Origin of the sequence: Mycetocola reblochoni REB411, assembly GCF_900163835.1 — a bacterium.
Lineage (GTDB): Bacteria > Actinomycetota > Actinomycetes > Actinomycetales > Microbacteriaceae > Mycetocola_B > Mycetocola_B reblochoni.
In genome coordinates this window covers 223,793-234,966 of sequence record NZ_FUKR01000022.1, presented here as the reverse complement: position 1 = coordinate 234,966, position 11,174 = coordinate 223,793, and the positions used below count along the sequence as shown (strand labels likewise).

Sequence of the window (11,174 nt, the reverse complement as noted above, 5' to 3'; positions counted from 1 at the left end):
AGCCGAGCTCGTAGGGCGGGTCCGTGACGATCGCGTCGACCGAGGCATCCGGCATGCCCGCCATGACCGTGCGGCAGTCGCCGGCGTGGAGGGTCAGTTGACGGTCCATGATGATGCCTCCGCTCTGGCGTGTGGGTTGGTGTTGAGGTATTGGCACCCGGCTTCGTGGCGTGTGACGGGGGTGGTGCGGTCGGGGTCGTTTTTGCATCCGAGTGCGGATTTGCCTGTGGGGTTGTTGGAGCTGTGCCCGCAGTGGTGTCCTTGGTGTTCGGGTGGTGTGGTGTCGGGTGCCCATCCGGTGGATTCGTGGTTGACGAAGGTGTGTGATCGGGCGGCGCGGATGTGCATCAGAAGGGGGTCTCTTCGTTGAAGGCGGGCTGGTTGTTGGCCCGCTGTTGGGTGGCGTTCGTGGCGGGGCGCTGGGTGGCGTTCTGCGGGGTCGGGATCGGCGTCGAGCCCCCACCGCCCGCGGAACCGTTATTCGCGCCACTTTGGCCCTGCTGACGGTTAATGCGGGACATCTGAGCCGTCGCATGCCGCAACGACGCACCAACCTCGATCACATGCAGCTCGATCACCGACCGCTTCTGCCCGTCCTTTTCATACGAACGCTGACGAAGCTCGCCCTGCACAACCACGCGATCACCCTTGTGGAGGCTGCTCGCGACGTTCTCCCCCAGATCCCGCCATGCCGACGCACGCAGGAACAGCGCTTCCCCGTCCTCCCACTCGTTGGCCTGCTTATCGAACACCCGCGGCGTGGATGCGACTGTGAAGTTCGCGACTGCTGCACCGCCCTGCGTGTATCTCAGTTCGGGGTCGGCGGTTAGGTTCCCGATGACGGTGATTACGGTTTCGTTTGCCATGTTGTGTTGCCTCCTTGGGGCATAAAAAATGACCCTCGCCCGTGGTTGGCGGGGTCGTGAAGTGTTCGGTTTTGTTAGGCGGCGTGTTTGCGGCGCCGGTATTCCTGTAGTTGCTGCTCGAGGTCGGACGGTTCAGGTCTGGCACGGTGTTGTGCTGCTTCGCGGGCGGCACACCACTCGTCCACTTCCGCGAGCATCGACCCCTCACGGATGGCCTGCGCTTCACCAGGCCACCTGCGCGCCTCCATCACGTTGCGGCCCTCCCACGCGTAGAACGCACGTGCCGCACGCTCAGACCGTGTACCAGGCCGTTCAACATCCGTGGGTGCTCCGAAGCGTTCCTGCTCGAGACGGGCCGGACGCTTCGACACATGAGCCAGGAACGCAGCAAACGGGTCGAAGTCACTCATCGGGTATCCATCCGCAGTGGACGCAGCATCCGCCGAGTACCTTGTGGGTGCATGTTGCGGCGGTTGGGAGTTCACGGTTCGGGATCGCACGCTCCTGCATGCGACGCACGTTCCGGATCAGGTGCGCCGGCAGTAGGTAGTCGGTGGACTCTTGCCGGTGCGTCTTCACCGCCGCGATCGCATCCGAGTAGCCCAGGTGCCCGATCGTGTCGTGCCATTCAGCTAGCACAAGCTTGTCGACCTGCCGGTTATCGCCTAACTGGATTTTCGCCAACACTCTGGCGCATTCTTCCAACGTCATTCGAGCTCCAATAGGTCGGTGGCAAGTGTGCGTCCGAGGTTCGTTGTTTGTGCTGCACGCTCTGCGGGTGCTTGCCTTGTGCGCTTGTTGGCGTGGTCCCCCTGTTTGCGGCGCATCCAATTCCGCCATGTGGCGTCCCAGTCCTTCTTGACGCCCTTCTGCCCTGGCAGAGCGATCCAGTAGTCCACGAAGGCTTCATGCTCGGCCCGGACGTCAACGTTGGGTGCGTCGGCGCGCATCTTGTCGATGGTCTCTTGCGATGGCATCCAGTCCTTCGAGAGACGTGCACCACGGCTAGTGGTGCTCTCTCTACCTTTAGGTAGAGAGTTATCTATCTCTATCTCTATCTCTATCTCTGCTTTTCTCTGGGTACCCGAGTGGGTTTGCGACTGGGGTACCGACTGGGTATCCGACTCGGTAACCGACTGGGTTTTTTTGGGGCGCCCGCCACGTCTACCATTCGCATGATTCCGGGCTTTTCGCTCCTCAATGTCCGCACGGGTCTCGTTCATGTCCGCATACCCGTGCAACAGGTAGGTGCCGTCACCGTTATCGATCAATGAGGGCGCTTCGGGGTCGTTCTGCAACAACTCCGAAACCGACTCATAACCCAGTCGGTTAGCGACTCGGTTTGGGATGACACCGTCCGTCGCGTACTTCCTCGCGTACGCCATCATCTCCACGTGCGCACGAAACGCCCGATCCGACAACCCCACGATCTTCGGATGATCCGGGTAGTCAATATCCAGCCGAATGAACAGCCGCCTGTCCTTCTCCGCCAAATCTCTCCTCCTTTCATTTATGTCTAAAACGCCTAATGCGTTTAATGCTTTTAGGTACCTAGATGAACTCCGAGCTCTTTTCGAGAAGCCCGATTTTGGTGATAAAATGGCAAGATGAACACCGTTTATCGCCTGAATAGCAATCCCAGTTCCCCCGCAATCACCAAGACGATCAACGGCCGTGAGTACACGCTTATGCGACTCGCTCCCGGCAATGCCAGCTTCGGCGACATCGGCGGCATCGCCTGGGTCACCGACGACGGTTCGTCCCAGGAAGCACCCACCGCCGATGAGCTCGCCACATTTGGAGATGATTCGGCCTAGCCCTCCGCTACCTCCTGCAGTTCGTCCTTGCGCTTGTCTTTCGCGGCGATCACTGTCGGGTTGCCCGTGACACCGGCTGCCGCTGCTGCCTGCCATGCCTCCTGCAACTCGGGGAGGCTGGCAGCAGCAGCAAACGCCGAAAGATGCGGCTGGGTAGGATCATCGAGCGGCTCGAGCGGAACTCGCGCTCTCGTTCCCGCGCCGGCCGAAACCTCAACGATGCGAGGCGCTTCGAGACCAGACATGTGGCTGAGCCTCACACCCCCAACCGCCTTGCCTCCATACTTGATCGACGGGTCGCCGTACAGTCGCATCCGGCGACCGATCCATTCGCGGGCCTGCTTGCCCCAGACCTTCGCGATCACCCGGCTGATGATCTTCCCCGGCTTCAACGGCTGACCAGGGAACTCCATGAAGTGAATGATCAGCTGCGTCTCGGAAACACTGATCTTTGCCTGTTCCACACGAGCCAATGTCACTTCCATCGGCCCCGACTCCACATGAGCGAACGTCAACTGGTCACTCTTGGGAGCAAGCGCATCCGTCACATCATCTGCGTCCACATCACACCTCAATATCGTCTAGGTCGTCGTTTTCTTCTCGTGGCTCCGTCTCGGGGAACCCTGCGACCGCGGCGGTGAAGCGTTCGATCGTTTCTGCCATGTCCTTCTCGAACTGTTCAGCGGCCGCTTCGATCGCGTCGAACCATGCCGGGTCGGGGAACACTCGCTTCACCCACAACGGCAGGCCGGCACTGTACGAGACGTAGTCAATCCAGGACCGGCCTGTAACGAACAAGCCCGCCTGCAGTTGAGCCATGTTCTCTGCGGGCGGGCTGTCATCCAGGACCGTTTGGATGTGCTTCTTCGGTTTTCGTGACTTGATCTCGATGAGGCCGTCATCACCGACTAGGCCGTCTGGGGAGTAGCCGAGCCTGAACGTGTTGGTGCGGAGCTCGAACATGCCCAGTTCGGTTACTGGGGCGTACGAGTCCTCGTAGTAGGCGCGGGCGATGGGTTCGTCCTCGGTCCCGCGTCTCATGTCCGCTGTGGGCGGCAGGAAGTCGACCTGCCCGCTGATACGTTCGCCGGCCAGCGACCGAACCAACGATCGTGCGGTGTCGTTCCTCGCGACCTTCAACGTCGGCGTGACCAACTGCCCGGCCACGGAAGCCGTGAGCAGGCCACACCGGGCCTGCAACCACTCGTCCGTACCCTGCTCCACGTCGTGAGCAATCAGACCAATCATCGTGCGACCTCCTGCCCGCCCTCGTAGAGCTTCACCCAGCCGTGCTCGCGGATCGCATTCTGGATCTCCTTGGTGGTGTGCCAGGAGGTGTTCGAGCCGGGCCGATGGGCGAGCCAGGGGAACGCTTCCCCGGTGCCGCCCGAAAGGAACACGGCGCGGTCGGTGAAGGCGGTCTTGCTCCCCCAGACCTCGCCGGGCTTCGGGTCGAACGGCGGCTCCCGCTTGATGACAGCCAGGAGGGTGAGATGGGGCCGGCTGCCGATCCAGATGCCATTAATGCTCAGGCGTTGCCCTGACACCGTGGCGAGGTCGCCGTACTTGTTGGCGAAGAGGCCAGATTCAACGCTCTTGCCAGCGGGCGCGTCACAGTGGCGATAGACGATCCTGTCGTGCTCGGTGAGGTCGCGGATAGCGGCCTCGCGAGCGTCCGCCGTCTGCTCGACCTCGATGCGGGTCTCGTTGGTGGTGGTCATGGCTGGACCTCCCAAATGTCCCAGTCGTACTCGGTGCGGATGGCGGTTGAGCGCGGGTACTCCCCGACCAGGAAGTAGTTTCGGTAGATCGCCGTGACCGTGCCCTCGACCAGGATTTGCTCATGGGTGGCACGAACCGTGGTCCCGATCCGCACCTCCTCATGCCTGATCTGCTTGCCCTGTGTGCTCATGCTGTTTCTCCTTCTTGAATCTCTGTGACGCGCAACACCATGTGCGCTTTGTCTGGTCTTCCCGGCTCACCGGGCGGGTGGTAGATGATTACCGGCATGCGCTTGTCCATGAACTGTGGTGTGTCGTCCGGGGCGATGCCTGCGTCGACCAGCCCGTCTGCGAGGGCTTTCAACGTGGGCACGATGTTGTCCACGTCGCGGCGGTGCGCAGTGAGGACATGCCACTCGAGTTCCACGCGCACACGAGCGACAGGCGGGAAGTCCCGGAAGTGTGCTGCTGCTACTCGCCGGACAGCCGCGGTGATCTTGGCCTTCTTCGCCCAGTGCAGCCGCTGATTCGCCGTCAACGGGGCACGCTCGTACAGGAGCACCTGCGCCCACAGCTCACTCATCGATCGGTCCGACCCATGCGAACGGGGCCGACCACGACGCCGGCATCACAACATGCCACCCCAAATCAGCCGGCAACAGATGCCCAAACTCGACAACCCACAACTTCCCCCGACGATCCCGATACAAGCCATCACCCAACCCATGCCGAGTCAACGCACCCACCCCCAAACCGTCACACCCACCAGCAGCAGCACGCCCACAAACTGGGCGCCACCAAAACCAGCCCACGACACCGAACCCACCAGGCCAGCACCCACACCAACAAACAGCATGAACACCACCCCGAACCCCTCATAACGGGTCGTCGTCCCGCCAGCACAGCCAGTCCTCGACCCGCTGCTTCCGCCACAAATCCGGGTCCCTCTCCCCCGGCTCTCTGTCATCGAACTCATCCGGGGTCACTCCCTCTCCCACGCCGAAACAGTCGCCTTACCCAGCGCCTTCAACGCCTTGTACTGGGCAACCCAACGCACATGATCAGCATCCGTACCACCCCACGACTCACGCCGCCGCTTCACCTCAGCGCTCAACGTGCCCAACGTCCCCGTCCAGCAACCCACGACGAGCTCGTGCTTGCCGTTCTTCGTCCTGTACAGAGACGCGGTTACGCCTTCGGAGCCGATCGGAGCAACGATGAGGAACTGGTTCGCGCGCTCGACCTGAGCGTTGCCGGAGACCCGAGCGTTGCCGGAGACCTGAGCGTTGCCGGAGACCTGAGCGTCGCCGAAGACCTCAGCGTCGCCGAAGACCTGAGCGTTGCCGGAGACCTGAGCGTTGCCGGAGACCCGAGCGTTGCCGGAGACCCGAGCGTTGCCGGAGACCCGAGCGTCGCCGGAGACCCGAGCGTTGCCGGAGACCCGAGCGTTGCCGAAGACCTGAGCGTTGCCGGAGACCTCAGCGTCGCCGAAGACCTCAGCGTCGCCGAAGACCCAAGCGCCGCCGTTTGACAGCTCGACCGACTCAACCCAGCCGCCCACATCCCCCGCCTTCACACCATGACGCGGAATGTCAACCAACGCCCTGATCCGGTGAACCGTCACCCCCCAGTCGTTCACCTTCGACTCACCCGTCAACTCAAACTTCACATCCATCACAAACCCTCTCTCACTCATGCTCATGAACCTCAAACCGAGGTAGTGGGACGCCGGGAAACGAACCCGGACACCAGAAAAACTGGCGCGCAACCATGCCACCCCAGGGCTCTGCCTCCCCACCGCGTGCGCCTCTACACACGACCGGCGAAGGTGTAGGTGCGCCGACCCGCAACCTGCGATGAGGAAGCCGGACACCCGTAAACCCAAAGAATCTCTAAATCTCGCAACCCCTCAGCCGACACCACCTCGACCTACCCCGTTGCGCTCTATGTAGTTACTTAAGAACCGCCCGATTTTGCTTCGGTAGCGGGGCGGTCCCGCAGTCGCTTTACGGCGCGACAAACCAGCGCCCAGGCGGTGCACGACCACCACCAAGGCCAGAACAGCGGGCAGGAAAGCCCTAAATTGAACGGGTGACAATCACCCCAGAAGCCGCATCAGCAGCGGCGCAAATCCTCGCCGTCCTCACACTCGCGGTCATCTTCGACCCCACCCTCAGAGGAGCGCTCAGCACCAGACACCAACACGCGAGCAGAGCAAACTGGCGACTCTCCGTGTTCTCCCTGGCGCTCATCACAATCGCGGCGGACTTCATCCTCACCCTCAGCGGCACAACCACCACAGGCGTATGGGCGTTCATCCTGGTAGCGGCAAACGCTGGAAGCCTCGGATACCTCCTCTACGAGGCGTTCTGGTCCATGCGAGCCCACCTCGCCGCTCTCCCTAAACCATCCCCAGGAAACGAAGACAACTAGGAAAACCGTTGCCCCCCACCAAAACAGCACCCGCTCGCCCGACACTCAAACCACCGCCACAAGGTTCGAGCGGGTCGCTTCCAGGCGCTCCCGGATAGCCTCGCGCCCGGCCGGCGTCACCAACGTCACCTGATACGCCTTCGGACCCTCAGGCCGCTGCGACACACGAGTCACAGGCCGGAACCAACCCCGATCCACGAACCGCTGATACGGAGTCGTAGAACCCGGAGAGAAGAACCCCTGCCGGCGAAGAAAATCGGCCAGCCGGGTACGCCCCAAATCCAACGACTGCGCAGTCTCACGCAAATCCAAATCACCGGCCGCGCCCAAGAACTGCTCAAACGCCTCCATCTTCGGAGCGTCCTCCTGAACCTTCGCCTCCAACGCCGCAGACTTCTCCACCTCCATGGCATACGCACGGAGAGCGTCAGGCAGCGATCGAGGAAGATCAACCTGACCGGCGAGCTCGCGCCGCATCCGGTAGAACTGGGCGACCAACTCAACCTTGAAATCGACCACCACGACGCTGTTACGCATGAACGTCATCAGAAGGGTGGCCTGCGGCTCGTTCAGATGAGCGACGCGGACCGGGTTGCCTCCGCCTGGGAGCGGTCGCATTTCAAATGCGACCGGCCCGAACGACCGAAGCGCAACATCATGGGTGGAGACGAGTTGCAACACTGCACGGTGCTCGACCTCGGTGCGCTGGGCGATCGTCTCGGACGAGACCCGGAGTTCACCGCCGACCTGCTGTATGATGTCGTTAGACATAGCTTTTCCTGCTTTCTTGTCTGCGCCCGGTGCTCCAGCACCGGGCTTTTTCGTTGCGGGGGTCATGCGCTTACCTGCTCGACTCGCACCAGGCGTTCCTCGAGCCACGCGTCCAGGTCGGCCGGGTAGTAGGCGTTCCGCGATCCGTTCTTGAAACGCTTCGGTCCCTTGCCGAGGTGGTTGAGGTTCTCAAGGGTCTGTGGCGCAAGCCCGCAGTACTCGGCGGCTTTCCTGTGGTTGAGGACCGGGCCGCTCATGCTGCGCTCGTCTCGGATGAGATGATCTCTGGGAGCGTCAGCCCGAGAGCTTCGCATGCGGCCATGGTGGTAACGAGGCTGAGGCGCGTGCTCTGGTGCTTCACCTCGGCCAAGAGCCGTTTGTAAGAGATTCCGGTGGTGCGTGCCAGCCATGCGACTGACCTGTCTTGTTCTTCGAGGAGGCGGCAGATCTGAGCTGCGGCCCGTTCGCTGTTTCCCATGTTTAGGAGACTAGTTCCCAGATTTGGGAACTACAAGCATGGAATTGCACCTTTGTGATTTCCCACAACTGGGAAGTAGAGAATCTACAGTCCACATTCCTGTGCACCAAATTCCCCAAAGTGGGTACACTGGTCCCCATGGGACATGAAATGGCAGATGGCATCCGCGAAGAGCTCAAGGCGGCGCTCCTCTCTATCTACGGCACTCTCGATGACGCAGCTGTCGCGCTGGGGATGTCGAAGAAGACGTTGTATCGATACCTCACAACCAAGGGGAAGGACCGTGTCGAAAAGGTCCCGCTCGACTTCGTTCTCGACGCCTCCGCCCACCTCTCCCAAGTCGCTCATATCGACCTGGACGAGATCCATCGCCGGGCTCAGCTGCGTCTGAGTGTCAGTAGCGCCCGTCAAGATGAGTACGGCCTGGCGGCAAGGAAGACAACAGATGAGACGGGAGAGGATCTTCTTTGACATCTGATCTGTTCGAGTTGGCAAGCGTGCTGAACGTGACCATCGAGTACTCAGACCTCTCTGATCTGGGAAGCGATGGTGACTACAACATGCAGACAAACACGATCAGGCTGCGTGATGGCATGTCGCACCGTTTACATCGCAGCGTCTTGGCCCACGAGCTGGCGCACGCCAAATTTGGCGACACCGTTTCGCAGTTCGGTCCAGTGAACGCGAAGCAGGAGAAGCGGGCGGATGAGTGGGCCGCGGCTCGTCTTATTCACCCCAATGACTACCGGGTCGCTGAGTACATTCACGACGGCAACGTCGCGCTTGTTGCGCAAGCGCTCGATGTCGTACCGAGCATTGTCCATGCCTATCAGCGGACACTTCTCCGTTGCGGCGACACCTTGTACGAGCAGGCCCGAATGGGCGCAGGCCAATGGAGCAGGAAGATGCAGGTCGGAAATGGGTAGACCACCGTTGCCGTTGGAGACTCACGGCAAGATAACGCGGCTCGTGCGCAACGGCCGGCCTGCGGCGCTGGCTTACTACAGGGACAGTGACGGCGTCACCCGGCGCATGATGCGCACTGGCGCCACTGGCGCCGCGGCGGAGAGAGCGTTGAAGGAAGCGCTACGCGACAGGCTTGCTCCCGCTGGCGAGGCTATTACTCGAGACACAACCCTCGAGGCGCTGGCCGCATCGTGGCAGGCGGAGATGCTTGCTAGCAGCCTGTCCGATGGGACGAAGATCACTTACCAGGATGCAACGAAGGTGGTCCTGCGTGGCCTGTCTGACGTGCGCGTTGGAGAAGCATCGGCCGCGAAGCTGAATCGGTACATCCAATCTGTCGCTCGGTCGACTCCCGGTTCGGCTCGGTCGGTGCGGATTGTGCTGAAGCAGATGATGGCTCATGCCGTTTATGCGGGGGCGCTGGAAAGTAACCCGGTGTCGGAGACGAAGGCTGTGGCTCGGTCTCAACCGCACGTCCAGGCCTTGACGGCGGACGCGGTTCGCGAGGTCCGGGACTTGCTTGAGGCCTGGGACGGCGGGGTTGACGCGTATGGGAGGCCTCGGAACGGCTCGTTGCGGGACACGATGGACATGTATGCCGCGACCGGCGCGAGAACGGCGGAGGTTCTGGCGTTGCGTTGGTCCGACTTCGATTTCGAGAGTGACCCTCCGACTGTCACGATCAATGGGACTGTTGCGCGCGGGTTGGATCGGAAGCTGAAGGTGCAGGACAAGGCCAAGACGGCGAAGTCGCACCGGACGTTGGACCTGCCACCTTTCGTCGTCCCCATGTTGACGGTGCGAGCACGGGGCGCGGTGAGTGAGCTTGTGTTTCCGTCTGCGGCAGGCACGCCGCGTTGGCCGGATAACCTTCGTCGCGATTGGAAAGCCGCACTGTCGGGGTCGGGACATGAAGGGGTCACGCCTGGCGCGTTCCGCAAGGCGGTTGCGACGTTGCTTGCCCAGGAGCTCGGCGATGAGGCTGCTCGTGACCAGCTTGGCCACACAGGGTTTGGGAACTTGCGGCACTACGTTGAGCGGGCGTCACGCGGGCCTGCGGCTGCGGGGGCGATCCAGCGCCTTCTTGCAGTTGAAAACAGCCACTAAACAGCCACCAACGCAAAAAAGCCCCGGCAGTCCGAAGTGAACTACCGGGGCTTTCTTGTGCGTTCACCTGGGCTTTTGCCCTGGTGGCGAGTGAGGGATTCGAACCCCCGAAGGCTGAGCCGTCTGATTTACAGTCAGATCCCTTTGGCCGCTAGGGTAACTCGCCGAATGCGCGCCCGACCGACTTGTCCAGCCGACCGAATGCGCTCCCAGCATATTACCCACAGAGTCGACCCGTCACGAAATCGGTCTGGCCGGGTGTGGCGGGGCGCCGCCGCCGTCCTCCCCACCCCTCGACCAGGCGGATTTGGGACACCACCGCCGCGCCTGCACGGCGGTGCGGGATTGCGCGGATAACATCACCGGCATGGCAGATTCATCGTTCGACGTCGTCAGCAAGGTAGACAAGATGGAGGCGGAAAACGCCGTCAACCAGGCTCGCAAAGAGGTGGAGCAGCGCTACGACTTCAAGGGCACCCAGGCCTCCGTGGAGTGGAGCGGCGAGAAGATCCTGCTCAAGGCCTCCAGCGAGGAGCGGGTCGCGGCGATCCTCGACGTGGTGCAGAGCAAGTTCATCAAGCGCGGCATCTCGCTCAAGAGCCTCGACGCCGGGGAACCGTTTCCCAGCGGCAAGGAGTTCCGCGTCGAGGTGGCGTTGAAGAACGGTATCGCCCAGGACGAGGCGAAGAAGATCAACAAGATCATCCGCGACGAGGCCCCCAAGAGCGTCAAGAGCCAGATCCAGGGCGACGAACTGCGTGTCCAGTCGAAGAGCCGCGACGATCTGCAGCAGACCATCTCGATCCTCAAGGCCGCCGACGTCGACGTCGACCTGCAGTTCATCAACTTCCGCTGAGCCGACCGGGGCGCGTTGCGCCGCGTCGCGCTCCGGCGGATGTGACGAATGTGGTCAATGTGACCACTGTTCCGCATGTGAACCGAAGCTGTTACCGTGATCGGGGGAACCCATCCCCGATCACAGCTATGCCCCGATCGATCGACCAGACCCGTACTG

At 61.9% G+C, this 11,174-nt stretch carries 20 protein-coding genes and 1 tRNA gene; 6 read left to right on the top strand and 15 right to left on the bottom strand.

The features are described from left to right. Positions 1-347: 347 nt before the first annotated feature. From FM119_RS04410 to FM119_RS13515, 4 genes are all read right to left on the bottom strand, one after another. Positions 348-866, bottom strand: coding sequence for a single-stranded DNA-binding protein (locus FM119_RS04410; RefSeq protein ID WP_087136464.1), 519 nt, complete (start codon positions 864-866; stop codon positions 348-350). A gap of 74 nt (positions 867-940) precedes the next feature. Then, positions 941-1,276: a hypothetical protein gene (locus tag FM119_RS13520; RefSeq protein ID WP_143822621.1), complete on the bottom strand. Its 336-nt coding sequence runs from the start codon at positions 1,274-1,276 to the stop codon at positions 941-943. Beyond that, on the bottom strand, positions 1,269-1,577 hold the full coding sequence (locus tag FM119_RS04405) for a hypothetical protein (protein ID WP_087136463.1): 309 nt from the start codon (positions 1,575-1,577) through the stop codon (positions 1,269-1,271). The genes FM119_RS13520 and FM119_RS04405 overlap by 8 nt, the downstream gene beginning before the upstream one ends. Then, positions 1,574-2,359 (bottom strand): hypothetical protein, encoded by a 786-nt coding sequence (locus tag FM119_RS13515; RefSeq protein ID WP_143822620.1) that lies wholly within the window; start codon positions 2,357-2,359, stop codon positions 1,574-1,576. The genes FM119_RS04405 and FM119_RS13515 overlap by 4 nt, the downstream gene beginning before the upstream one ends. A 114-nt stretch (positions 2,360-2,473) precedes the next feature. Between FM119_RS13515 and FM119_RS13510 the strand changes: the two genes are divergently transcribed. After that, on the top strand, positions 2,474-2,683 hold the full coding sequence (locus FM119_RS13510) for a hypothetical protein (RefSeq protein WP_143822619.1): 210 nt from the start codon (positions 2,474-2,476) through the stop codon (positions 2,681-2,683). Here the strand turns inward: FM119_RS13510 and FM119_RS04400 are convergent. The 7 genes from FM119_RS04400 to FM119_RS04375 all read right to left on the bottom strand — a co-directional run bounded on the left by FM119_RS04400 (position 2,680) and on the right by FM119_RS04375 (position 6,106). After that, positions 2,680-3,246, bottom strand: coding sequence for a hypothetical protein (locus FM119_RS04400; RefSeq protein WP_087136462.1), 567 nt, complete (start codon positions 3,244-3,246; stop codon positions 2,680-2,682). The two genes, FM119_RS13510 and FM119_RS04400, sit on opposite strands and share 4 nt — an antisense overlap. A 1-nt stretch (position 3,247) precedes the next feature. Continuing rightward, positions 3,248-3,931: a lambda exonuclease family protein gene (locus FM119_RS04395; RefSeq protein WP_087136461.1), complete on the bottom strand. Its 684-nt coding sequence runs from the start codon at positions 3,929-3,931 to the stop codon at positions 3,248-3,250. Beyond that, complete coding sequence (locus FM119_RS04390) at positions 3,928-4,404, bottom strand: hypothetical protein (protein ID WP_087136460.1); 477 nt, start codon at positions 4,402-4,404, stop codon at positions 3,928-3,930. The genes FM119_RS04395 and FM119_RS04390 overlap by 4 nt, the downstream gene beginning before the upstream one ends. Beyond that, a complete protein-coding gene (locus FM119_RS04385) occupies positions 4,401-4,595 on the bottom strand; it encodes a hypothetical protein (protein WP_087136459.1) in 195 nt (64 codons plus the stop codon). The genes FM119_RS04390 and FM119_RS04385 overlap by 4 nt, the downstream gene beginning before the upstream one ends. Next, positions 4,592-4,987: a RusA family crossover junction endodeoxyribonuclease gene (locus FM119_RS04380; protein ID WP_087136458.1), complete on the bottom strand. Its 396-nt coding sequence runs from the start codon at positions 4,985-4,987 to the stop codon at positions 4,592-4,594. Before FM119_RS04380 ends, FM119_RS04385 begins: the two co-directional genes overlap by 4 nt. Before the next feature lie 150 nt (positions 4,988-5,137). Further along, positions 5,138-5,269, bottom strand: a complete 132-nt coding sequence (locus FM119_RS14315) for a hypothetical protein (protein WP_276327860.1) — start codon at positions 5,267-5,269, stop codon at positions 5,138-5,140. Positions 5,270-5,386: 117 nt separating this feature from the next. Then, positions 5,387-6,106 carry a bactofilin family protein gene (locus FM119_RS04375; protein ID WP_087136457.1) on the bottom strand — a complete coding sequence of 240 codons (720 nt, stop codon included), beginning with the start codon at positions 6,104-6,106 and terminating at the stop codon, positions 5,387-5,389. 389 nt (positions 6,107-6,495) lie between these two features. Between FM119_RS04375 and FM119_RS13505 the strand changes: the two genes are divergently transcribed. Further along, positions 6,496-6,837, top strand: coding sequence for a hypothetical protein (locus tag FM119_RS13505; RefSeq protein ID WP_143822618.1), 342 nt, complete (start codon positions 6,496-6,498; stop codon positions 6,835-6,837). A 45-nt stretch (positions 6,838-6,882) separates the two neighbouring features. On the opposite strand, the gene FM119_RS04365 is transcribed toward FM119_RS13505, so the two are convergent. The 3 genes from FM119_RS04365 to FM119_RS13500 form a co-directional block, all read right to left on the bottom strand. Then, complete coding sequence (locus tag FM119_RS04365; RefSeq protein ID WP_179205195.1) at positions 6,883-7,608, bottom strand: phage regulatory protein/antirepressor Ant; 726 nt, start codon at positions 7,606-7,608, stop codon at positions 6,883-6,885. 62 nt (positions 7,609-7,670) lie between these two features. Beyond that, positions 7,671-7,865 carry a helix-turn-helix transcriptional regulator gene (locus FM119_RS04360; protein WP_087136454.1) on the bottom strand — a complete coding sequence of 65 codons (195 nt, stop codon included), beginning with the start codon at positions 7,863-7,865 and terminating at the stop codon, positions 7,671-7,673. Further along, complete coding sequence (locus FM119_RS13500) at positions 7,862-8,086, bottom strand: helix-turn-helix domain-containing protein (RefSeq protein ID WP_121657431.1); 225 nt, start codon at positions 8,084-8,086, stop codon at positions 7,862-7,864. The genes FM119_RS04360 and FM119_RS13500 overlap by 4 nt, the downstream gene beginning before the upstream one ends. 138 nt (positions 8,087-8,224) lie before the next feature. Here FM119_RS13500 and FM119_RS04355 point away from each other — a divergent pair, with 138 nt between their 5' ends. The 3 genes from FM119_RS04355 to FM119_RS04345 are packed head-to-tail and all read left to right on the top strand — an operon-like array spanning position 8,225 to position 10,159. Beyond that, positions 8,225-8,557, top strand: coding sequence for a hypothetical protein (locus FM119_RS04355; protein WP_143822617.1), 333 nt, complete (start codon positions 8,225-8,227; stop codon positions 8,555-8,557). After that, the gene (locus tag FM119_RS04350; protein ID WP_087136452.1) at positions 8,554-9,012 is read left to right on the top strand and encodes an ImmA/IrrE family metallo-endopeptidase; all 459 of its coding nucleotides are present in this window, start codon (positions 8,554-8,556) and stop codon (positions 9,010-9,012) included. Before FM119_RS04355 ends, FM119_RS04350 begins: the two co-directional genes overlap by 4 nt. A gap of 43 nt (positions 9,013-9,055) precedes the next feature. After that, positions 9,056-10,159, top strand: a complete 1,104-nt coding sequence (locus FM119_RS04345) for a tyrosine-type recombinase/integrase (RefSeq protein ID WP_179205194.1) — start codon at positions 9,056-9,058, stop codon at positions 10,157-10,159. A gap of 81 nt (positions 10,160-10,240) precedes the next feature. Here the strand turns inward: FM119_RS04345 and FM119_RS04340 are convergent. Beyond that, positions 10,241-10,325 (bottom strand) — tRNA-Tyr (locus FM119_RS04340). Positions 10,326-10,526: 201 nt separating this feature from the next. On the opposite strand from FM119_RS04340, the gene FM119_RS04335 reads away from it, so the two are divergent. Continuing rightward, complete coding sequence (locus FM119_RS04335) at positions 10,527-11,015, top strand: YajQ family cyclic di-GMP-binding protein (protein ID WP_087136450.1); 489 nt, start codon at positions 10,527-10,529, stop codon at positions 11,013-11,015. The last annotated feature ends 159 nt before the right edge of the window (positions 11,016-11,174 follow it).

Bases quoted from the DNA above. Each gene is read 5' to 3' on its own strand.
- FM119_RS04390 (WP_087136460.1), bottom strand. From the start codon at position 4,404: ATGACCACCACCAACGAGACCCGCATCGAGGTCGAGCAGACGGCGGAC.
- FM119_RS04405 (WP_087136463.1), bottom strand. From the start codon at position 1,577: ATGACGTTGGAAGAATGCGCCAGAGTGTTGGCGAAAATCCAGTTAGGC.
- FM119_RS04360 (WP_087136454.1), bottom strand. From the start codon at position 7,865: ATGAGCGGCCCGGTCCTCAACCACAGGAAAGCCGCCGAGTACTGCGGG.
- FM119_RS13520 (WP_143822621.1), bottom strand. From the start codon at position 1,276: ATGAGTGACTTCGACCCGTTTGCTGCGTTCCTGGCTCATGTGTCGAAG.
- FM119_RS04385 (WP_087136459.1), bottom strand. From the start codon at position 4,595: ATGAGCACACAGGGCAAGCAGATCAGGCATGAGGAGGTGCGGATCGGG.
- FM119_RS04375 (WP_087136457.1), bottom strand. From the start codon at position 6,106: ATGAGCATGAGTGAGAGAGGGTTTGTGATGGATGTGAAGTTTGAGTTG.
- FM119_RS04335 (WP_087136450.1), top strand. From the start codon at position 10,527: ATGGCAGATTCATCGTTCGACGTCGTCAGCAAGGTAGACAAGATGGAG.
- FM119_RS04355 (WP_143822617.1), top strand. From the start codon at position 8,225: ATGGGACATGAAATGGCAGATGGCATCCGCGAAGAGCTCAAGGCGGCG.
- FM119_RS13510 (WP_143822619.1), top strand. From the start codon at position 2,474: ATGAACACCGTTTATCGCCTGAATAGCAATCCCAGTTCCCCCGCAATC.
- FM119_RS04365 (WP_179205195.1), bottom strand. From the start codon at position 7,608: ATGTCTAACGACATCATACAGCAGGTCGGCGGTGAACTCCGGGTCTCG.
- FM119_RS04380 (WP_087136458.1), bottom strand. From the start codon at position 4,987: ATGAGTGAGCTGTGGGCGCAGGTGCTCCTGTACGAGCGTGCCCCGTTG.
- FM119_RS04410 (WP_087136464.1), bottom strand. From the start codon at position 866: ATGGCAAACGAAACCGTAATCACCGTCATCGGGAACCTAACCGCCGAC.
- FM119_RS13500 (WP_121657431.1), bottom strand. From the start codon at position 8,086: ATGGGAAACAGCGAACGGGCCGCAGCTCAGATCTGCCGCCTCCTCGAA.
- FM119_RS04395 (WP_087136461.1), bottom strand. From the start codon at position 3,931: ATGATTGGTCTGATTGCTCACGACGTGGAGCAGGGTACGGACGAGTGG.